This is a genomic window from Streptomyces sp. NPDC096105 (assembly GCF_044763335.1).
Classification (GTDB): Bacteria; Actinomycetota; Actinomycetes; order Streptomycetales; family Streptomycetaceae; genus Streptomyces.
The window spans coordinates 159,289-178,871 of the sequence record NZ_JBIWGC010000006.1; the positions used below are offsets into that span (position 1 = coordinate 159,289).

A 19,583-nucleotide genomic window follows, 5' to 3' on the forward strand; every position below is an offset into this window, starting at 1 on the left:
CCCGGGACGCCTCGTCCGGAGCGTGGGGCCCGGCCGGTCCGGGCGAGGCGTCCCGGTCAGCCCTGATCACGGCGCCTCCCCGGCCGGACGTGACTCCTCCACGTCACCCGCCCGAGCCCTCACCCCCCGTATGCGCGAACGATCCCACTTGTCCGGCGTGTCCCGGCGTCGGGCGGTCAGGCTGGGGGCGGGTGATTCCGGGGGAGGCGTCGATGCGCGTGCACGCGTGGGGAGTACGGGCCGTGGGGGCCCTGGCGGGGGTGGCGCTGCTCGCCGGGTGCCGGGAGGCGCCCCGGGACGGGGCGGGCGGGACGGCGGCCGTGGCCTCACCGGTGCGGCCCTCGGGGCACGGGGCCGTGTTCCTCGACATCGGCGAGTGCAGCTCCTTCGGGCGCACCAGTTTCACCGAGGTGTCCTGCGCGAGCGAGCGCGCCGCGGCACGGGTGGCGGCCCGGCACGACGGCACCACGCGCGACGGGCCGCTGTGCCCGCCCACCACCGACTTCGTGCTGCACATCAGCGAGCGGCGTCCCGCCGCCGACGAGGACGGCGACGGCATGGTGCCGCGCGGCTACGCCTGCATGCGCAGCCTCCAGCCGCCGCACCCGGGCGACCCGGGCGGCGGGGGCGGTCCGCGCACCGTCGTCGGCGACTGCCTCCACTCCCTCGGCGGCGGCAGGGTCCGGGAGACCGCCTGCGACGGAAGCGGGCCGAGGGACCCGGAGTTCAAGGTGACGAAGGCCGTGGACGCCCGGTCCGGCTGCCCGGCGTCCACGGCCCTCTACGTCCGGCTGGGCGGGGCCTTGCCGGTCGGCTGCGCCGTCCCGGTGTGACCCCGCCCCGGCCTCACGGACGCAGCGCGTGCCGCGGCTCGACGTCCCGCTTGTCGAGCTTCGCGTCGAACTTCGCCAGCGGCTCGGCCGCCGCCGGGTTCGCCTGGACGGCGTTCGGGGCGACGCCCGCCCAGTCCAGGATGCGGGCCGTGGCCAGCGCCTTCTCCTTCTCGACCAGGCCGGCCACGTTCGCGCCGTGGTTCATGCCGGGCGCGGTGAACACGTACGAGTCGCGGGCGCCCTTGCCGAGGCGGAACGGCTCGGCGCCCCACGGGTCGTTCTCGCCGTACACGAACAGCATGTGCCGGGCGTTGTGGCGGACCCAGGTGTCGACGTCCCGCATGGCGTGCGGCTGGAACTTCATGTCGATGGAGCGCGGCACGAAGTTGCGCGGCGGCTGGTAGCCGTAGCGGACGTACTTCTTCTCGATGTGCGGGAAGTGGATGGTCGGCGCGCCCAGCTGGGTGCCGGCCTGGTAGTAGTACGGCGTGTACGGGCTCAGGCCCTGGTCCGTGTAGAACGAGAAGCCGGAGATCGTGTCGACGGAGTTCCAGATCTCCTCGTCGGTGGCGTTCTTCGCGTCCGCCGGGATGTCCTGGCAGTCGGCGACGGTGCTGTACTGCCAGAAGCCCCACACGTAGTCCAGGACGACCGCCTCGTAGGCGCGGTCCAGGCTGCCGATGGTGTCGAAGGTGTAGCCGTTCTCGGCGGCGTACGCGGCGTACTTCTTCTCCAGCGGGGCCCGGCGCACCAGCGCCTCGCGCTGCACGCCGTTCAGCCGGTCGCGGCACTCCTCGGTGCCGACGGTGCGGAAGAACCGGTCGTAGGCCGAGTCCTCCTTGTTCACCACGTCGTTGGGGGCGACGTAGGCGACGACGCCGTCCATGTCCTTCGGGTAGAAGCGCTCGTAGTAGGTGGCGGTCATGCCGCCCTTGGAGCCGCCCGTGGAGATCCAGTTCTCGGTGTAGATCTTCTTCAGCGCGGTGAAGATGCGGTGCTGGTCGCTGGCCGCCTGCCAGATGTCCAGCTTGCTCCAGTCGGCCGGCTCGGGCCGGGACGGGGTGAAGAAGCGGTACTCCATGGAGACCTGGTTGCCGTCCACGATCTGGGTCGGCTCGGCGCGGCGGGGCGTCGTGGAGACGCTGTAGCCGCCGGTGTGGAAGACGGTGGGCCGCGCGGTGTCCTTGTGCAGCACGGTGATCCGCTGCTGGAACGTGCCCTTGGCGGGCCTGCGGTGGTCGACCGGCTGGGTGTAGTTGAGGACGAAGAAGCGGTACCCGGTGTACGGCTTCTCCTCGATGAGGCTCATGCCCGGGACCGCGAGCAGCCTCTCCTTGATGTCAGTGGTGCCGGTGGCCTCCGGCTCGGCGGCGGTGGCCGCCCCGGCCGTGCTCAGTGTGCCTATGAGCACCGTGAGCGCCAGCAGCCATCTGAGCGCCTTGCGCATGCGCACTCCCCTGTGAGACAGATGTGCGCCGGAAGCTACTCGACCAACTCCTCACCGCACCAGGGGACATAGGGAAAACCCTGTGCGGGTCCGGTGTGCGGAGGGGTCAGCACAGGATCCAGCCGGAACTGACGGAGCCCGCCGCGACCCGGCCGGTGACCCAGACGCAGCGGCGTCCGGCGTGCGCGGTCACCGGGCCCGCGTGGTGGGCGAACTGCCCCTCGTCGACCACCGGGCGTCCGCCGCGCGCCCGCACGCTCACCGCCATCGTCCGCTTCACGCCCGGCTTCCTGGCGACGGTGACGGCGCAGACGTACCCGCCGCGCTTGTAGACGAGCACCGACCCGGTGGAGAAGGGCAGGGTCCGCACCTTGCGTCCGGGGCACAGCGCGGCCGCCTCCGCCTCCTGGGCCGGCGCGGCCACGGCGAGCAGCCCCGACGTGGTCAGCACCGCAAGGCCCAGCGCGAGCCGCCGGTGTATCGCTCCACTGCGCACAGTCGTCCTCCTGTACCGCGCCCGCCGCGACCGGCGGCGTACGCGTGTACGGACGCACGGCGTGAGCCGCACGGTTGCGCGAGCCGGTGCGCACCGGTGGTGAACGGCCGGATCAGGCCGGCGCCGGTACGTCCTCGCCGACGAACGTCCGCCACAGCGCGGCGTACCGGCCGCCCTTGCGCAGCAGTTCCTCGTGCGTGCCGTCCTCGGCGACGCGGCCGTGGTCCATGACGATCACCCGGTCGGCGCGGGCGGCGGTGGTCAGGCGGTGGGCGACGACCAGTGTGGTGCGGCGGCCCGCGATGCGGTCGGTCGCCGCGTTGACCTGTGCCTCGGTGGCGAGGTCGAGGGCGGCGGTGGCCTCGTCGAGCAGCAGCACGTCCGGGTCGACGAGTTCGGCGCGGGCGAGCGCGATCAGCTGGCGCTGTCCGGCCGACAGGTTGCGGCCGCGCTCGGCGACCTCGTGCAGGTAGCCGCCGTCCAGCGTGGCGATCATCTCGTGCGCGCCGACCGCGCGGGCCGCGGCCTCCACCTCGGCGTCGGTGGCGTCCGGACGGCCGTAGGCGATGGCGTCGCGGACGGTGCCGGGGAAGAGGTACGCCTCCTGCGGCACGACGCCCAGCCGGTGCCGGTACGCGGTCAGGTCCAGGTCGCGCAGGTCGGCGCCGTCCACGGTGACCCGCCCGGAGGCGGGGTCGTAGAACCGGGCGACCAGCTTGACCAGGGTGGACTTGCCCGCGCCGGTCTCGCCGACGAAGGCGACGGTCTGCCCGGCGGGGATGGTCAGGTCGACGCCGGTGAGGGCCTCCTCGCCGTCACCGTAGGAGAAGTGCACGTCCTCGAAGGCGATCTCGCCGCGCAGGGACGTCACCGGCAGCGGCTCGGCCGGCGCCTCGGTGGAGGTCGGCTCGCGCAGCAGCTCCTGGATCCGGCCGAGGGAGACGGACGCCTGCTGGTAGCCGTCGAAGACCTGGGAGAGCTGCTGCACGGGCGCGAAGAACAGGTCGATGTAGAGCAGGTACGCGACCAGCGAGCCGATGGCCAGCGTGCCGTCGTCCACCCGGCCGCCGCCCACCACCAGCACCGCCACCGCGGCGACCGAGGACAGCAGCTGCACGAACGGGAAGTACACCGAGATCAGCCACTGGCCGCGGATGCGGGCACTGCGGTAGGCGGCGCTGCGTTCGGCGAACCGCCGGGCGCCGTCCCGCTCGCGGCGGAAGGCCTGCACGATCCGCAGCCCGGCCACCGACTCCTGCAGGTCGGCGTTGACCGCCGACACCCGCTCCCGCGCCAGCTCGTACGCCTTCACGCTGGCCCGGCGGAAGACGTACGTGGCGAGGATCAGCGGGGGCAGGGTGGCGAACACGACGAGGGCGAGACCGACGTCGAGCACCAGCAGGGCGACCATGATGCCGAAGAAGGTGACCACCGAGACGAACGCGGTGACCAGGCCGGTCTGCAGGAACGTGGACAGCGCGTCGACGTCCGTGGTCATCCGGGTCATGATCCGGCCGGTCAGCTCGCGCTCGTAGTAGTCGAGGCCGAGCCGCTGGAGCTGGGCGAAGATCTTCAGCCGCAGCGAGTACAGCACGCGTTCGCCGGTGCGTCCGGTCATCCGGATCTCGCCGGTCTGCGCCGCCCACTGGGTGAGCACGGTGAGCAGGCCCAGCAGGGCGGCCGCCCAGACCGCGCCCTGGGCGGCGCGGGTGACGCCCTCGTCGATGCCGTGCCGGATCAGCACCGGCAGCAGCAGGCCCATGCCGGCGTCCACGGCGACCAGGCCGAGGCTGATCAGCAGGGGGGTGCGGAAGCCCTGGAGCAGACGGCGCAGGCCGTAGGAGTCCTCGGCGCGGACGGCGCGCTCCTCGTCGACGTCGGGGACGTCGTCGGCCGGGGGCAGGGCGGCGACCTGTGCGAGCAGTTCCGGGCCGGCGGGGGCGCCGTCCAGGGCGGTGTCGCGGGGCTCGCGGTCGCCGGTCCACAGGCGGGGGGTGACGCCCCGCTCGGCGTCGAACTCGGCGTCCAGCTCGGCGCGGACGGAGGTGTCCTCCTCGCGCGGCCCGGCGGGCGGGGTGTGGCCCGGGGAGACGGCGCCCAGTTCGTCGGGGTCGGTGAGCAGCCTGCGGTACAGCGGGCAGCGCCGCTGGAGCTCGTCGTGGGTGCCGATGTCGGCGAGCCGGCCGCCGTCGAGGACGGCGATGCGGTCGGCGAGGTTCAGGGTGGAGCGGCGGTGGGCGATCAGCAGGGTGGTGCGGCCCCGCATGACGCTCTTCAGCGCCTCGTGGATCTCGTGCTCGACCCGTGCGTCCACGGCGGACGTCGCGTCGTCCAGGACGAGGAGGCGCGGGTCGGTGAGGATCGCGCGGGCCAGGGCGATGCGCTGGCGCTGTCCGCCGGACAGGGTCAGGCCGTGCTCGCCGACGGTGGTGTCGTAGCCGTCGGGCAGTTCGTCGATGAAGCGGTCGGCCTGGGCGGCGCGGGCGGCGGCCTCGATCTGCTCGTCGGTGGCGTCGGGGCGGCCGTACGCGATGTTGTCGCGCACGGTGTCGGAGAACAGGAACGAGTCCTCCGGGACCAGGCCGATGGCGGCGCGCAGCGACTCGGTGGTCAGCTCGCGCACGTCGTGGCCGCCGACCAGGACGGCGCCGCGGGTGACGTCGTAGAAGCGCGGCAGCAGCAGGGAGACGGTGGACTTGCCGGAGCCGGAGGCGCCGACCACGGCGAGCGTCTCGCCGGGGCGGATCTCGAAGGACAGGCCGTCCAGCACGGGCCGCTCGGGGTCGTAGCCGAAGGCGACGTCGTCGAACTCGACGGTCGCCGGGGCGTCGGCGGGCAGGTCCTTGGTGCCGTCGGTGAGGGACGGCTCCGTGTCGATCAGGTCGAGGACGCGTTCGGTGCCGGCGCGGGCCTGCTGGGCGACGGTGAGGACGACGGCGAGCATCCGGACCGGGCCGACGAGCTGGGCGAGGTAGGTGGAGAAGGCGACGAAGGTGCCGAGGGTGATCTGCCCGCGCACCGCGAGCCAGCCGCCGAGGGCGAGCATCGCCACCTGGCCCAGCGCGGGCACGGACTGGAGGGCGGGGGTGTAGCGGGAGTTCAGCCGGATGGTGCGCAGGCGTCCCGCGTACAGCCGGCGGCCGACCTCGCGGAGCTTTCCGGTCTCCTGGTCCTCCTGGCCGAAGCCCTTGACCACGCGCACGCCGCTGACCGCGCCGTCGACCACCCCGGCGACGGCGCCCGCCTGCGCCTGCGCGTACCAGGTGGAGGGGTGCAGCCGGGTGCGGCTGCGCTTGGCGATCCACCACAGGGCGGGGGCCACGGCGAGCGCGACGGCGGTGAGCGGCAGGGACAGCGACGCCATGATGACCAGGGAGATCAGGAACAGCAGCAGGTTGCCGATGGTCATCGGCAGCATGAAGAGCAGGCCCTGGATGAGCTGGAGGTCGCTGGTGGCGCGGCCGACGACCTGCCCGGTGGACAGCTCGTCCTGGCGTCTGCCGTCGAGCCGGGCGATCGACCCGAACATCTCGGTGCGCAGGTCGTGCTGGACGTCGAGAGCGAGGCGTCCGCCGTAGTAGCGGCGGACGTAGGTGAGGACGTAGACGGCGAGCGCGGCGCCGATCAGCAGGCCGGCCCAGGTGCCCATGTCCCGGGTCCTGTCGCCGATGACGTCGTCGATGATCACCTTGGTGATCAGCGGGACCAGGGCCATCACAGCCATGCCGGCGAGGGAGGAGCCGAGGGCCAGGACGACGTCCTTGGGGTGGCGCCACGCGTAGGCGGCCAGTCGTCGTGCCCATCCCCGTTGCGCTGTCACGCGGTGTCCTCCGATCGTCCTGATCTTCCGGAAGGCACCAACGCCGACCGGAGCGGATTTCATCCCTCCGCAACGATTCCGGCGGCGCGCGGCGACCACACACGGTCGGACGGCCGTCACGCGATCGACACGTTCCCTCCACGCGCCCGACTGCATGTGCATGCCAGTCTCGCGGGTATCTCCCTCGTGCAACCCGCGTAGATCGGACACCTCACATGCTCGCTGTACGCATACGGCGCCGGAAGGCGGTGGCGCTGGCGAGCGCCGCCCTCCTGGCCGGACTCGCCGTCCCCGCCCTGACCCCCGCCACGGCCGGCGCCGAGACCCCCGCCCCCGCGCCCGCCCGGGCCGCCGTCGTGGCCGACTACTACGAGGGCGCCGAGGGCAGGACCGGCGCGGCCCTCAGGTCCGCCCTGCACACGATCATCAGCGACCAGACGAAGCTCTCGTACTCGGCCGTCTGGAACGCCCTCAAGGAGACCGACGAGGACCCGGCGAACAGCGGCAACGTGATCCTGCTGTACTCCGGCGCCTCCCGCAGCAAGAGCGCGAACGGCGGCGACACCGGCGACTGGAACCGCGAGCACGTCTGGGCCAAGTCCCACGGCGGCTTCGGCACCTCCACCGGCCCCGGCACCGACATCCACCACCTGCGCCCGACCGACGTCCAGGTCAACAGCATCCGCGGCAACAAGGACTTCGACAACGGCGGCAGCGCCGTCGCGAACGGCGGCGGCAGCCTCACCGACTCCGACTCCTTCGAGCCGCGCGACGCGGTCAAGGGCGACGTGGCCCGCATGATCTTCTACATGGCGGTCCGCTACGAGGGCACCGACGGCTGGCCCGACCTGGAGCCCAACGACCGCGTGAACAACGGCAGCGCGCCGTACACCGGCAAGCTCTCCGTGCTCAAGGCGTGGCACGAGCAGGACCCGCCGGACGCCTTCGAGCAGCGCCGCAACGACGTCATCCACGACTCCTACCAGCACAACCGCAACCCGTTCATCGACCACCCGGAGTGGGTCGAGGCGATCTGGTAGCCGGGCGGGCGCCCCGGCTCCCGGCGATCCGGCGCACGTCGGTCAGCGACGCGTGCGTGCGGGCGAGCGGGAACCGGAGCTGGTCCGCGGTCGCGCGGCGGTCCCCCAGCAGGTCCGCCGCGCGGCCGAGGCGATCGCCGGCCGTGGCGAGCCGCACCTGCTCGACGGTGCCGGCGAGGCGGGAGGGGCAGCCGTTCCCGTCCGTGACGAGGCAGCGGGGCCTGCCGTCCGGTCCCGCCCAGGGCAGGAGCCGCACCTCGTCGTCTCCGTTCCTCGTGCCGCCGCCTCCGCACCGCGGAGGGTCAGCGGCCCGGCGTCGATCCCGTGCACGGCGAGCCACAGCGTGCGGTGCCGGGCCCGTCGCCGCCGGGCCTCCTCCCCGTGTTCGCGGGCCACGAGGCAGGGGCGGACCAGAGTGCGTCGTCCTCACCCCGGAGGGGAGGCTCCGCCGGGTGCCGGACGGCCGGCGCCCCCGGCCGCAGGAACGCGGACCCGTGGGCCGGGCGGAACCGCGACGCGGCGGTGCCGCCCCCGGCCGGGGAACAGCGGTCCCGGCAGCGATGCGAGGCCGGCGATCCCCACGCCTCCTCGGCCGCCGTCGTCACCGCGTTGGACGCGCGGGCACGGGAGTCGGACCGCTGGATGGCCCGCTGAGCCGACGCGCCCGAGGCCGCTCCCCACCGGCCCGACGCCCTTGCCCGGCCTGCCGTTCCGCCTCGTTCCGCCCTCCTGGGACGTCCCCCCGGAAGCCGCCCCGCCCCGGAGCCCGCAGGAGTCCCGAAGCGAGGAGGGCGCACGTGCGCGGACGTCGGCGGTGCCGGGTTCCCGCGGGCTCGGTGATCCCAGGGACGGTGCGGCCCAGGTCCTCGACGCGGCCTCGCGGTGTGCGGCTGTGCTCCGGGGCCGGGAGTGCCGACGTTGTCCAGCCGGGTGCGGACGCGGCCGGCGGTCCCGTCCCCGAGCGGCGCCCGAACGGGCCTCACCGTGCTCGTCCCGGGGACGGGCGACCGCACGCACCCGGACGACCTGCTCACCCGCGCCACGGTGCTGTCACCCACGGCGAACCGGGGCACGCGCCGGACACCCCCGGCGGACGTGCCCGCCGCGGGAAGCGGTGCCGCGGGCTCAGTCCAGGTGGGTCGGCGCGAACATCCGCAGGACCGCCGGGAGGACGACCACGGACGGGCCCGGAGCCGCCAGGGCCTCGGCGAGGTCCCGCTCCAGGGTCTCGGGGGTGGTCCGCGCTCCCGGCACCCCGAAGGACCGCGCCAGGGCCACGAAGTCCGGGCGGGTCAGTTCCGTCGCCGTGGGCTCGCCGAAGGCGTCGGTCATGTACTCGCGCAGGATGCCGTAGCCACCGTCGTCGACGATCAGCCAGGTGACGTCGAGGTCGTACTGCCGTGCCGTGGCCAGCTCGGCGATCGAGTACAGCGCGCCGCCGTCGCCGGAGACCGCCAGCACCGGGCGGGTGGGGTCGGCGACCGCCGCGCCGAGGGCCGCCGGGAAGCCGTAGCCGAGGCCGCCGGCGCCCTGCGCCGAGTGCAGGTGGTTGGGGCCCATCGCGTCGAACGCCGACCACGCCCAGTAGGCGAGGATCGTCATGTCCCAGAAGGACGGCGAACCGGTCGGCAGGGCGCGCCGCACGGCCGTCAGCACCTGCTGCTCCAGCGCGAGGTCCTGCGCGTCGATGCGGGCCCGCACCCGGTCCAGCAGCTCCCGCACCCGCGCGGGGGCGGTATCGTCCTCACGCGGTTCGACCGTCTCCAGGAGCGCCTGGAGCGCGAGGCGGGCGTCCGCGTGGATGCCGATGCCGGGGTGGTTGGACTCCAGCTTGCCGAGGTCGGCCTCGATCTGGACGACCCGGCCGCGCGGCGCGAACGTGTGGTAGTTCGAGGAGAGTTCGCCGAGTCCGGAGCCGACGACGAGCAGGACGTCCGCGTCCTCCAGGAAGTCGGTGGTGTGGCGGTCCTCCAGCCAGGACTGGAGGGACAGCGGGTGGGTCCACGGGAAGGCGCCCTTGCCGCCGGGGGTGGTCACCACCGGCGCCTGGATCCGCTCGGCGAGCTGCCGCAGCTTGCCGGAGGCGTCGGAGCGGACCACTCCCCCGCCCGCGATGATCGCCGGGCGGTCCGCGCCGGCCAGCAGGTGCGCGGCGAGCGCGGTGAGTTCGGGGCGTGGGGGCAGCTCGTCCGGGGTGGCGTCCATCGCCGTCACCACCGGCAGCATCGTCCCGGCGAGCAGCACGTCCTGCGGGATCTCCACCCACACCGGTCCGTGCGGGACGGTGAGCGCCGACTTCCAGGCCGCCGCGATCGCCGAGGGGATCTGGGAGGCCGTGCGGACCGTGTGCACGGACTTGACCACGCCCCGGAACGAGGCGGACTGGTCGGGGAGTTCGTGCAGATAGCCGTGGCGGCCGCCGCCGAGCCCGGCGGTCGGCACCTGACTGCTGATCGCCAGCACCGGTGCGGACGCGGCCGCCGCCTCCTGCAGCGCGGCCAGCGAGGTCAGCGCGCCGGGGCCGGTGGACAGCAGCAGCGGGGCCGCCTCGCCGGTGATGCGGCCGTACGCGTCCGCCGCGAAGCCGGCGTTGTTCTCCACGCGCAGGCCGATGTAGCGCAGGCCGGAGCGGCGCAGGGCGTCGAACACGCCGAGGGCGTGCTGGCCGGGCAGGCCGAAGACGGTCGTCGCGCCGAGCCCGGCCAGGGTCTCCACGACCAGGTCACCGCCGGTACGGCCGGGGGGAGGGTTCAGCGCCGCCTCCGTCTGGGCGGCGGTCGGGCGGAGCTCCAGGTCGTGGTCGTGCGTCACTTGGCGCGGGCCTCCGCGATCTGCCGGGACATGATCGTGATCAGTTCGTACGCCGTGTGGGACGCGGCGACCGAGGTGATCTCGGCGTGGTCGTAGGCGGGCGCCACCTCGACGACGTCGGCCGAGACCAGGTTGCAGGAGGCGAGGCCGCGCAGGATCTCCAGCAGTTCGCGGGAGGTCATGCCGCCCGCCTCGGGGGTGCCGGTGCCGGGCGCGTGGGCGGGATCGAGGCAGTCGATGTCGATGGAGACGTACAGCGGGCGGTCGCCGATGCGCTGGCGGAGCTGGTCGGCGACCTCGTCGGCGCCGCGGCGGTAGACGTCGGCGGAGGTGACGATGCCGAAGCCCATCTTCTCGTCGTCGGTGAGGTCCTGCTTGCCGTACAGCGGGCCGCGGATGCCGACGTGGGAGAGGGCGGAGGTGTCGAGGACGCCCTCCTCGACGGCCCGGCGGAACGGCGTGCCGTGGGTGTACTCGGCGCCGAAGTAGGTGTCCCAGGTGTCGAGGTGCGCGTCGAAGTGGAGCAGCGCGACCGGGCCGTGCCTCTTGGCGACCGAGCGCAGCAGCGGCAGCGCGATGGTGTGGTCGCCGCCGAGGGTCATCAGGCGGGCGCCGGTGCCGAGGAGGTCGTCGGCGGCGGCCTCCACGGTCTCGACGGCCTCGTTGATGTGGAACGGGTTGACGGCGATGTCACCGCCGTCCGCGACCTGCGCCAGGGCGAACGGAGAGGCGTCCTGCGCGGGGTTGTAGGGGCGCAGCAGCCGGGACGCCTCGCGGATGGCGTTGCCGCCGAAGCGGGCGCCGGGCCGGTAGGAGACGCCCGAGTCGAACGGCACGCCGACCACGGCGACGTCGGCGCGGCCGACCTCGTCGAGGCGGGGCAGCCGGGCGAAGGTCGCGGGACCCGCGTAGCGCGGCACGCGGGAGGAGTCGACGGGGCCGCGGGGCGTCTCGTTGCTGCTCATGGCGGACTGCTCTCTTTTCTGCGTTTCGTCGCGTATGTGCTGACCGGCCACGATGCTACTGGGCGGCCGGGGCCTGTTCGGACACGGTTTCGGACGTGCTGTCCGGCGCGGGGACGCGTCCGGCGAGGCGTTCGCGCCAGGCGGCGAGCACGGCCGCGTCGGTGGGGCGGGTGGCGGGGGAGACGACGATGCCCATGTGGTCCAGGGCCATACGGGGTCTCCTTCGCGCACTGTCGGTGGCGTGTCGTGCAACGGATCGCGTTCACCGGTGGCCGCGCGGAAACATCCGCCCGTGCCCGCGGGTGTGCCGGTGACCCGACCTTAAGTGGCCGGAAAGCGACTGCGAAGTGTACGTTTCATCCACGATCGGCAGCCTGGGATGGAGGAAACGTCCACCATGCCGGACCCCACTGTTCCGCCCACACCTCCCGTGCCCCTGGACGCGCTGCTGGCCCGCGCGGACCTGGGCCTGCGCCGGATCGCGGGCCCCGCGGACCCGGCCGCCGTGGTGCACTGGGCCCACACCTCGGAGATGGCCGACCCCTACCCGTACCTGCTGGGCGGCGAGCTGTTGCTGTCGGCGGGCGTGCACGTCCCGGAGGGCGCGGGCACGGGCTACTTCGACGCGTACGTCTCGCGGATCGTCGCGGCGGGCGGGGCGGCGCTCGGCTTCGGTGTGGCGCCCGTGCATGACACGGTGCCCGGGGCGCTGGTGGAGGCGTGCGAGATGCACGGGCTGCCGCTGCTGGAGGTGCCGCCCCGGACGACGTTCTCGGCGGTGGCGCGGGCGCTGTGGCAGCTGATGGCGCAGGCCCGCACGGCCGAGCTGCGGCGGGTCACGGAGGCCCAGCAGAGCCTCGCCACCGCCGCCGCCCGCCCGGACCCGGTCCCCGCCGTCCTCCAGCAGCTCGCCCGCCGCCTGGGCGGACGCGCGGTGCTGTACGGCCCCGAGGGCGCCGAGGTCGCGGGCGCGGGGGCGGACCCGGGCGAGGAGGTGCGGGCGGCGCTGGTGAAGCTCGCGGAGGTGGTGCGGCCCTCGGGCGGCACGGATCCCGGGCAGGAACCCGCGGACGCCCGCCCCTCCTCCGCGAGCGACACGGTCGCCGGGGTGCGGCTGGTCACCCACGGGCTGGGCAACGGCGAGGGGTTCGTGCTCGGGACGGCCGCCCCGCGGCGGGACGCGGGCGACCACACCATCGCGTCCGTCGCGGCCGTGCTGCTCTCCCTGCTCACGGGCGAGCGGCACAGCGGCTCCGGCGCCGGCCGCTCCTCCGCGCTGGTACGGCTGCTGCTGGGGGCGACGCCCGCGGAGGTGGCGCCGCTGCTCGGCGGGGACCGGTGGCGGGTGGTGCACGGCAGGCCGGACGGGCGGAGGGCGCCGGACCCGGTGGCCGCCTCCGCGCTGGGCGCCGCGCTCGGCTCGACGCTGGTGGACGTGGCGGACGAGGCGGTGCGGGTGCTGGTGCCCGACGGGCGGACGGTGGACCGGGTGCCGGGCTGGACGCTCGGCGTCAGCGCGGCGGCGGCCCCGCGGGACTGGCCGGCCGCCGACACCCAGGCCGCCCGCGCCCTGGTCCGGGCCCGCGCCACCCGCACCCCGCTGCTGCGCCACGGCGACCGTCCGGCCCTCACCGACCTGGTTCCGCCGGACGACGCCGACGCCCACGCCCGCGCGCTGCTCGCCCCGATGGCGCAGGCCCCGGCCCTGGTCGACACGGTGCGCACCTGGCTGTCCCTGCACGGCAGCTGGGACCGCACGGCGGTGGCCCTGGGCGTGCACCGCAACACCGTGCGGCAGCGGATCGCGCGGTGCGCGGCCCTGCTGGAGGCGGACCTGGACGACCCGGACGTGCGGATGGAGCTGTGGTTCGCGCTGCGGCGGACCTGAGCGGCCGTGCGGCGTCGGGGGCGGCCCTCTGAGCAGCACTGCGGAGTCGTCCGAGTACGTGACGCACGTCCCAGCGCGCGATACGCCAGGGACGGCCCCTGTCGGCTGCCTCACAATGGGGGCATGCCGATACCCGGGACCCCCAGTCGCGCCGAACTCGTCGAACACCTGGTCGCCACCCGCATCGCGGGCGAGGTCGCCACACCGCGTGAGAACAACCTCTCCCACTACCGGAAGCTGGCGAACGGCGACCGGCACTACTGGCTCGGCCTGGAGCTCGGCGAGCGCTGGACCGACGAGCAGGACGTGCTCGCGGTGATGGCCGAGCGGGTCGGCGTGAACGACGACCCGGAGCACCGGTACGGGCAGGACACCATCGACCCGGAGCTGACGGTCGACGGTCTCGAACGGATGGCCGGGCGGCTGCGCAAGGCGGCGGAGGGACGGCAGCGGGTGCTGCTGGCGACCGGTCACCCGGGCGGTCTGCTGGACGTGCACCGGGCGACGGCCGGCGCGCTGCGGGCGGCGGGCTGCGACATCGTGGTCATCCCGGACGGGCTGACCACGGAAGAGGGCTACGTGATGCAGTTCGCGGACGTGGCGGTGCTGGAGCACGGGGCGACGCTGTGGCACACCCACTCGGGCGCGCCGATGAAGACGATCCTGACGGCGCTGGAGCGGGAGGGCCGCCCGCTGCCCGACCTGGTGGTCGCCGACCACGGCTGGGCGGGCGCCGCCGGCCAGTACGGCGTGGACTCCGTCGGGTACGCCGACTGCAACGACCCGGCGCTGTTCCTCGCCGAGGCCGAGGGCACGGTCCAGGTGACGGTCCCCCTGGACGACCACGTGACCAGTCCCCGCCACTACGACCCGATGACGGCCTATCTGCTGGCGCAGGCCGGTCTGGCGCGGTGAGACGCCCTCGCCGGCCGGGTGCGGGGGACACACCCGGCCGGCGAGGGCGGCCGGTGGACGCGCGGGTCAGCCGAGGAACGGGACGGCGTCGGCGGGGTCGGCGTGCCAGTTGGTGGCGATGGGCCGGTCGACCGTGGCGGTGTCGGGGAGGCGCAGCGTGACGGAGTTCTCCTCGTCACCGGCGACCGAGAGGTGGATCCGGTCGAACTCGATGCCGTTGTCGTCGTTGGTGCTCTTGGGGCTGATGCCGGCGTAGGCGGCGGTGGAGCCGGCGAGGACGATGTCGTCGCTGACGCCGTGCTCGGCGGGCGAGACCTCGGTGTCGGGGGAGGAGCCGAAGGAGGCGGAGGGGAAGACGCCCTCCAGGTGGCAGACGAGTCCGGGCTTGGCCTTGGCGGTGATCAGGTAGTAGCCGCCCGCCTGCGTCTCGGCCGTGACCTTGAAGTTCAGGTCGCTGGTCGCGCAGGGCCGGGTGGTGAGGCCGCCGCTGTCGGCGGTGGCGGTGGCGGTCGCGGCCCCGCCGAGGGCGAGTGCGGCGACGGCGGCCAGGGCGAAGCGGGTGGCGCGGGTGGCGAAGCGTGAACGCACGGTGTTCTCCAGGGTGTGACGTGATGGGTCGTCCGGCGGTCGCCGGGGATGACCGCAGCTTGTGCCGTGATCCGTCCCACCCGCCACGCCGGACGCCCGGTACGGGACGCCGGAACGCTGGAACGGCCGCTGACCAGCGTGGATTCCCGTGGCCTGGAACGCTCCCCCGGGACGCGGGCCGGCCGTCCGAGCCCTCGCGGGACGCCGCTTCCCCGCACCGGGGGAGCGGGGAGGCGGCCGGCGCCGGCTCAGTCCTCGCGCGGGACGCGGACCACGCCCTCCTGGATGACGGAGACCGCGAGGCGGCCGTCCTGGGTGTAGATGCGGCCCTGGCCGAGACCCCGGCCGCCGTGGGCCGACGGGGACTGCTGGTCGTACAGCAGCCACTCGTCCGCGCGGAACGGGCGGTGGAACCACATCGCGTGGTCCAGGGACGCCCCGACCACGTCGCCGACCGCCCAGCCGCCGCGCCCGTGGGCGAGCAGGATCGAGTCCAGCAGCGTCATGTCGGAGACGTACGTGGCGAGCACGACGTGGAGCAGCGGGTCGTCGCCCTCGACCTTGCCGTTGGTGCGGAACCAGACCTGCGAGTGGGGGTCGCGCGGTTCGCCGAAGCGGCCGTAGGGCGGGTCGTCGACGTGGCGCAGGTCGACGGCCGCGCGGGCGCCGAGGTAGCGGTGCACGACCTCCGACGACAGGTGCGGGTAGCCGCGCAGCCGTTCCTCGGAGGTGGGGAGCGTCTCCGGGTCCGGGGAGGGCGGCATCGGCGCCTGGTGGTCCAGGCCCTCCTCGTGCGCCTGGAAGGACGCGGAGAGGTGGAAGACCGGCTTGCCGTGCTGGACCGCCACCACCCGGCGGGTGGTGAAGGACCGGCCGTCGCGGATCCGGTCGACGGTGTAGACGATCGGCGCGCCCGGGTCGCCGATGCGCAGGAAGTACGCGTGCAGCGAGTGCGGGGGCCGGTCCGCGGGGACGGTGCGCCCCGCGGCGACCAGGGCCTGCGCCGCCACCTGCCCGCCGAAGACGCGGGGGACGGCGGAGGCGCGGGACCGGCCGCGGAAGATGTCCTCCTCGATCTGCTCGAGGTCGAGGAGATCGAGGAGTTCCTGGAGAGCCTGACTCATGGAATCAGTTGTCTGCGGCAGGGATTTCCGTGACCTTACAGGCCCATGTCCTTGGCGATGATCGTCTTCATGATCTCGCTGGTGCCGCCGTAGATGCGGTTGACCCGGTTGTCCGCGTACAGGCGGGCGATCGGGTACTCGTTCATGTAGCCGTAGCCGCCGTGCAGCTGGAGGCAGCGGTCGATGACGCGGTGGGCGACCTCGGTGCAGAACAGCTTGGCGCTGGCGGCCTCGGCGGGGGTGAGCTCGCCGGCGTCCAGGGCCTCGGTGGCGCGGTCGGCGACGGCCTCGGCGGCGTCCACCTCGGCCTGGCAGGCGGCCAGCTCGAACTTGGTGTTCTGGAAGTGGGCGACCGGCTTGCCGAAGACGGTGCGCTCCTGCACGTACTGCTTGGCGAACCGGACGGCGGCCTTGGCCTGCGCGTAGGCGCCGTAGGCGATGCCCCAGCGCTCGGAGGCCAGGTTGTGGCCGAGGTAGGAGAAGCCCTTGTTCTCCTCGCCGAGCAGGTCCTCGGCAGGGACCTTGACGTCGACGAACGCCAGCTCGGCGGTGTCGGAGGTGCGCAGGCCGAGCTTGTCGAGCTTGCGGCCCACCGAGTAGCCCTCGGACTTGGTGTCCACGACGAACAGGGAGATGCCGTGGCGGCGGTCCTCGGCCGTGGGGGCCGCGGTGCGGGCGCAGACGATCACCTTGTCGGCGTGCACGCCGCCGGTGATGAAGGTCTTGGCGCCGTTGAGCACGTAGTGGGTGCCGTCCTCGCTCAGCTTGGCGGTGGTCTTCATGCCCGCGAGGTCGGAGCCGGTGCCCGGCTCGGTCATCGCGATGGCCCACATCTCCTCGCCGGTGACGAACTTCGGGAGGTAACGCTTCTTCTGCTCGTCGGTGCCGAGCATCTTGATGTAGGGCAGGGCGAGCAGCACGTGCACGCCGGAGCCGCCGAACTGGACGCCCGCGCGGGCGGTCTCCTCGTAGAGGACGGCCTCGAACTTGTGGGTGTCCATGCCGGCGCCGCCGTACTCCTCCGGCACGCTGATGCCGAAGACGCCGAGCTCACCGAGCTTGTAGTAGAAGTCGCGGGGCGCCTGTCCCGCCGCGAACCACTCGTCGTAGACGGGGACGACCTCGGCCTCGATGAAGGCGCGGATGGTCTCCCGGAACGCCTCGTGATCCTCGTTGAAAATCGTACGGCGCACTGTCCGCCACCTCCGCAGCCTGGGCATGTCTAAGCGCTTGCTCAGAGCAAGGTACCGGCGAGTATCCACGCCCGTCCAGACCGGGCGCCCCGTAACGCTCGTCACTCCGGCGGCGGCCGGAGCCCGGCGGCGGCCCGGGCGGCCGCTCAGGCGTCCGCCGCCGCCGCGAACGCCCCCCGCGCCATCCGGTGGAGCAGTTCCGCCGTGCCCACGCGGTCCGGGAGGGAGCCCGGGCGGGTGAGGTGGGGGGTGGAGTTGAGGAGGCCGAAGACCGAGTGGACCGCCGAGCGGGCGGCGGGCTCGGCGAGGTCCGGGTAGAGGCGGCGCACCACGGCCACCCAGAGCTCGACGTACCGCCGCTGGAGCTGGCGCACCAGCTTGCGATCGGCGTCCCGGAGGCGGTCCAGCTCACGGTCGTGCAGGGTGATGAGCGGGCGGTCGTCGAGCGCGAAGTCGATGTGCCCCTCGATCAGCGAGTCGAGGACCGCCTCGGGAGCCGCTCCCCCGGCCCCGTCCGCCTCGGCGAGCCGCCGCTTCGCACCGGTCAGCAGCGACTCGCTGATGCCGACCAGCAGCTCCGCCAGCATCGCGTCCTTGCCCGCGAAGTGCCGGTAGAGCCCGGGCCCGCTGATGCCGACGGCGGCGCCTATCTCGTCGACGCCGACCCCGTGGAAGCCCCGCTCGGCGAAGAGCCGCGCGGCCTCCTTGAGGATCTGCTCGCGGCGGGTGGGGGCGTCGGTTCTGGTGGCCATGAGGACGATTCTAGACAGGGAGGTTAGCGGTCGTTAACCTGAGGGAAATGCGTTAACGCTCATTAACACGTGAGGGGACCCGCAGGATGCATGAGGCACCGGAGCTTCACAGCGCGGCCGATCCCGCGTCGGAGGCCTTTCGGGCCAACGAGGAGGCGCACCGCGCCCTCGTCGAGGAGCTGCGCGGCAAGCTGGCCGCGGCGGCGCTCGGCGGCGGCGAGCGGGCGCGCGCCCGCCACACCGCGCGCGGGAAGCTGCTCCCGCGCGACCGGGTGGACACCCTCCTCGACCCCGGCTCGCCCTTCCTGGAGCTGGCCCCGCTGGCCGCCGACGGGATGTACGACGGGCAGGCCCCGGCGGCCGGGGTGATCGCCGGGATCGGCCGGGTCGCGGGCCGCGAGTGCGTGGTCGTCGCCAACGACGCCACGGTCAAGGGCGGCACGTACTACCCGATGACCGTGAAGAAGCACCTGCGCGCGCAGGAGGTGGCCCTGGACAACCGGCTGCCCTGCGTCTACCTGGTGGACTCCGGCGGGGCGTTCCTGCCGATGCAGGACGAGGTCTTTCCGGACCGGGACCACTTCGGCCGCATCTTCTACAACCAGGCCCGGATGTCGGGCGCCGGCATCCCGCAGATCGCGGCGGTGCTCGGTTCCTGCACGGCGGGCGGGGCGTACGTGCCCGCGATGAGCGACGAGGCGGTGATCGTGCGCAACCAGGGCACGATCTTCCTCGGCGGCCCGCCGCTGGTGAAGGCGGCCACGGGTGAGGTCGTCACGGCGGAGGAGCTGGGCGGCGGCGAGGTCCACTCGCGGGTGTCCGGGGTGACTGACCACCTCGCCGAGGACGACGCGCACGCGCTCAGGATCGTGCGCCGGATCGTCTCCACGCTGCCCGCGCGCGGGCAGCTGCCCTGGCGGGTGGAGCCGGCCGCCGAGCCCAGGGTGGACCCGGCGGGGCTGTACGGCGCGGTGCCGGTGGACTCCCGCACCCCCTACGACGTCCGCGAGATCATCGCGCGCGTCGTGGACGGCTCCCGGTTCGCCGAGTTCAAGGCGGAGTTCGGGCAGACCCTGGTCACCGGGTTCGCGCACCTCCACGGCCACCCGGTGGGGATCGTCGCCAACAACGGCATCCTGTTCGCCGAGTCCGCCCAGAAGGGCGCCCACTTCATCGAGCTGTGCGACCAGCGCGGCATCCCGCTGGTGTTCCTGCAGAACATCTCGGGCTTCATGGTCGGCAAGGACTACGAGGCGGGCGGCATCGCCAAGCACGGCGCCAAGATGGTCACGGCGGTCGCCTGCACGCGCGTGCCGAAGCTGACCGTCGTGGTCGGCGGTTCCTACGGCGCGGGCAACTACTCCATGTGCGGGCGGGCCTACTCCCCCCGCTTCCTGTGGATGTGGCCGAACGCCAAGATCTCGGTGATGGGCGGCGAGCAGGCCGCCTCGGTCCTCGCGACCGTCAAGCGGGACCAGTTGGAGGCGCGCGGCGAGGAGTGGCCCGCGGAGGAGGAAGAGGCCTTCAAGGCCCCGGTCCGCGCCCAGTACGAGCGGCAGGGGAACGCCTACTACGCGACGGCCCGCCTCTGGGACGACGGCGTGATCGACCCGATGGAGACCCGGCAGGTGCTGGGGCTGGCCCTGACCGCGTGCGCCAACGCGCCCCTGGGTGACCCCCAGTTCGGCGTCTTCCGGATGTGAGGGGACCC

15 protein-coding genes are annotated in these 19,583 nt (G+C 73.6%); 5 read left to right on the top strand and 10 right to left on the bottom strand.

The window, feature by feature from the left end; all coding sequences use genetic code 11:
• Positions 1 to 212: 212 nt before the first annotated feature.
• Positions 213 to 833, top strand: a complete 621-nt coding sequence (locus ACIQ8B_RS12560) for a hypothetical protein (RefSeq protein WP_403546659.1) — start codon at positions 213 to 215, stop codon at positions 831 to 833.
• A gap of 13 nt (positions 834 to 846) precedes the next feature.
• Here the strand turns inward: ACIQ8B_RS12560 and ACIQ8B_RS12565 are convergent, their stop codons facing one another.
• The 3 genes from ACIQ8B_RS12565 to ACIQ8B_RS12575 form a co-directional block, all read right to left on the bottom strand.
• Entirely contained in the window at positions 847 to 2,280 is a 1,434-nt protein-coding gene (locus tag ACIQ8B_RS12565) for a S28 family serine protease (RefSeq protein ID WP_403546660.1), read from the bottom strand.
• A 106-nt stretch (positions 2,281 to 2,386) separates the two neighbouring features.
• Positions 2,387 to 2,776, bottom strand: a complete 390-nt coding sequence (locus ACIQ8B_RS12570; protein ID WP_403546661.1) for a hypothetical protein — start codon at positions 2,774 to 2,776, stop codon at positions 2,387 to 2,389.
• A 112-nt stretch (positions 2,777 to 2,888) separates the two neighbouring features.
• Positions 2,889 to 6,596 (bottom strand): ABC transporter ATP-binding protein, encoded by a 3,708-nt coding sequence (locus ACIQ8B_RS12575; protein ID WP_403546662.1) that lies wholly within the window; start codon positions 6,594 to 6,596, stop codon positions 2,889 to 2,891.
• Between the two features lie 215 nt (positions 6,597 to 6,811).
• On the opposite strand from ACIQ8B_RS12575, the gene ACIQ8B_RS12580 reads away from it, so the two are divergent.
• Complete coding sequence (locus ACIQ8B_RS12580) at positions 6,812 to 7,636, top strand: endonuclease I family protein (protein WP_403546663.1); 825 nt, start codon at positions 6,812 to 6,814, stop codon at positions 7,634 to 7,636.
• A gap of 1,125 nt (positions 7,637 to 8,761) precedes the next feature.
• Here ACIQ8B_RS12580 and ACIQ8B_RS12585 read toward each other — a convergent pair.
• The 3 genes from ACIQ8B_RS12585 to ACIQ8B_RS12595 are packed head-to-tail and all read right to left on the bottom strand — an operon-like array spanning position 8,762 to position 11,623.
• Positions 8,762 to 10,447 carry a thiamine pyrophosphate-binding protein gene (locus ACIQ8B_RS12585; protein WP_403546664.1) on the bottom strand — a complete coding sequence of 562 codons (1,686 nt, stop codon included), beginning with the start codon at positions 10,445 to 10,447 and terminating at the stop codon, positions 8,762 to 8,764.
• Positions 10,444 to 11,412, bottom strand: a complete 969-nt coding sequence (speB, locus tag ACIQ8B_RS12590) for an agmatinase (protein WP_106414129.1) — start codon at positions 11,410 to 11,412, stop codon at positions 10,444 to 10,446. The genes ACIQ8B_RS12585 and speB overlap by 4 nt, the downstream gene beginning before the upstream one ends.
• A gap of 55 nt (positions 11,413 to 11,467) precedes the next feature.
• Positions 11,468 to 11,623: a hypothetical protein gene (locus ACIQ8B_RS12595; RefSeq protein ID WP_403546784.1), complete on the bottom strand. Its 156-nt coding sequence runs from the start codon at positions 11,621 to 11,623 to the stop codon at positions 11,468 to 11,470.
• Between the two features lie 186 nt (positions 11,624 to 11,809).
• Here ACIQ8B_RS12595 and ACIQ8B_RS12600 point away from each other — a divergent pair, with 186 nt between their 5' ends.
• A complete protein-coding gene (locus ACIQ8B_RS12600; RefSeq protein ID WP_403546665.1) occupies positions 11,810 to 13,300 on the top strand; it encodes a helix-turn-helix domain-containing protein in 1,491 nt (496 codons plus the stop codon).
• 123 nt (positions 13,301 to 13,423) lie between these two features.
• Positions 13,424 to 14,215 (top strand): phosphatase, encoded by a 792-nt coding sequence (locus tag ACIQ8B_RS12605; protein WP_106414126.1) that lies wholly within the window; start codon positions 13,424 to 13,426, stop codon positions 14,213 to 14,215.
• A 66-nt stretch (positions 14,216 to 14,281) separates the two neighbouring features.
• Here the strand turns inward: ACIQ8B_RS12605 and ACIQ8B_RS12610 are convergent, their stop codons facing one another.
• From ACIQ8B_RS12610 to ACIQ8B_RS12625, 4 genes are all read right to left on the bottom strand, one after another.
• A complete protein-coding gene (locus ACIQ8B_RS12610; RefSeq protein WP_403546666.1) occupies positions 14,282 to 14,803 on the bottom strand; it encodes a DUF4232 domain-containing protein in 522 nt (173 codons plus the stop codon).
• A gap of 248 nt (positions 14,804 to 15,051) precedes the next feature.
• Complete coding sequence (gene tesB, locus ACIQ8B_RS12615; RefSeq protein WP_403546667.1) at positions 15,052 to 15,927, bottom strand: acyl-CoA thioesterase II; 876 nt, start codon at positions 15,925 to 15,927, stop codon at positions 15,052 to 15,054.
• Positions 15,928 to 15,962: 35 nt separating this feature from the next.
• Positions 15,963 to 17,120 carry an acyl-CoA dehydrogenase family protein gene (locus ACIQ8B_RS12620; RefSeq protein ID WP_106414123.1) on the bottom strand — a complete coding sequence of 386 codons (1,158 nt, stop codon included), beginning with the start codon at positions 17,118 to 17,120 and terminating at the stop codon, positions 15,963 to 15,965.
• Between the two features lie 146 nt (positions 17,121 to 17,266).
• Positions 17,267 to 17,872, bottom strand: coding sequence for a TetR/AcrR family transcriptional regulator (locus tag ACIQ8B_RS12625; protein WP_403546668.1), 606 nt, complete (start codon positions 17,870 to 17,872; stop codon positions 17,267 to 17,269).
• 86 nt (positions 17,873 to 17,958) lie between these two features.
• Between ACIQ8B_RS12625 and ACIQ8B_RS12630 the strand changes: the two genes are divergently transcribed.
• Positions 17,959 to 19,575, top strand: a complete 1,617-nt coding sequence (locus ACIQ8B_RS12630) for a carboxyl transferase domain-containing protein (protein WP_403546669.1) — start codon at positions 17,959 to 17,961, stop codon at positions 19,573 to 19,575.
• Positions 19,576 to 19,583: the final 8 nt, after the last annotated feature.

Coding starts and splice junctions, on each gene's coding strand:
- ACIQ8B_RS12560 (WP_403546659.1), top strand. CDS start 213: ATGCGCGTGCACGCGTGGGGAGTACGGGCCGTGGGGGCCCTGGCGGGG.
- ACIQ8B_RS12630 (WP_403546669.1), top strand. CDS start 17,959: ATGCATGAGGCACCGGAGCTTCACAGCGCGGCCGATCCCGCGTCGGAG.
- tesB (WP_403546667.1), bottom strand. CDS start 15,927: ATGAGTCAGGCTCTCCAGGAACTCCTCGATCTCCTCGACCTCGAGCAG.
- ACIQ8B_RS12605 (WP_106414126.1), top strand. CDS start 13,424: ATGCCGATACCCGGGACCCCCAGTCGCGCCGAACTCGTCGAACACCTG.
- ACIQ8B_RS12565 (WP_403546660.1), bottom strand. CDS start 2,280: ATGCGCAAGGCGCTCAGATGGCTGCTGGCGCTCACGGTGCTCATAGGC.
- ACIQ8B_RS12625 (WP_403546668.1), bottom strand. CDS start 17,872: ATGGCCACCAGAACCGACGCCCCCACCCGCCGCGAGCAGATCCTCAAG.
- ACIQ8B_RS12600 (WP_403546665.1), top strand. CDS start 11,810: ATGCCGGACCCCACTGTTCCGCCCACACCTCCCGTGCCCCTGGACGCG.
- ACIQ8B_RS12580 (WP_403546663.1), top strand. CDS start 6,812: ATGCTCGCTGTACGCATACGGCGCCGGAAGGCGGTGGCGCTGGCGAGC.
- ACIQ8B_RS12595 (WP_403546784.1), bottom strand. CDS start 11,623: ATGGCCCTGGACCACATGGGCATCGTCGTCTCCCCCGCCACCCGCCCC.
- speB (WP_106414129.1), bottom strand. CDS start 11,412: ATGAGCAGCAACGAGACGCCCCGCGGCCCCGTCGACTCCTCCCGCGTG.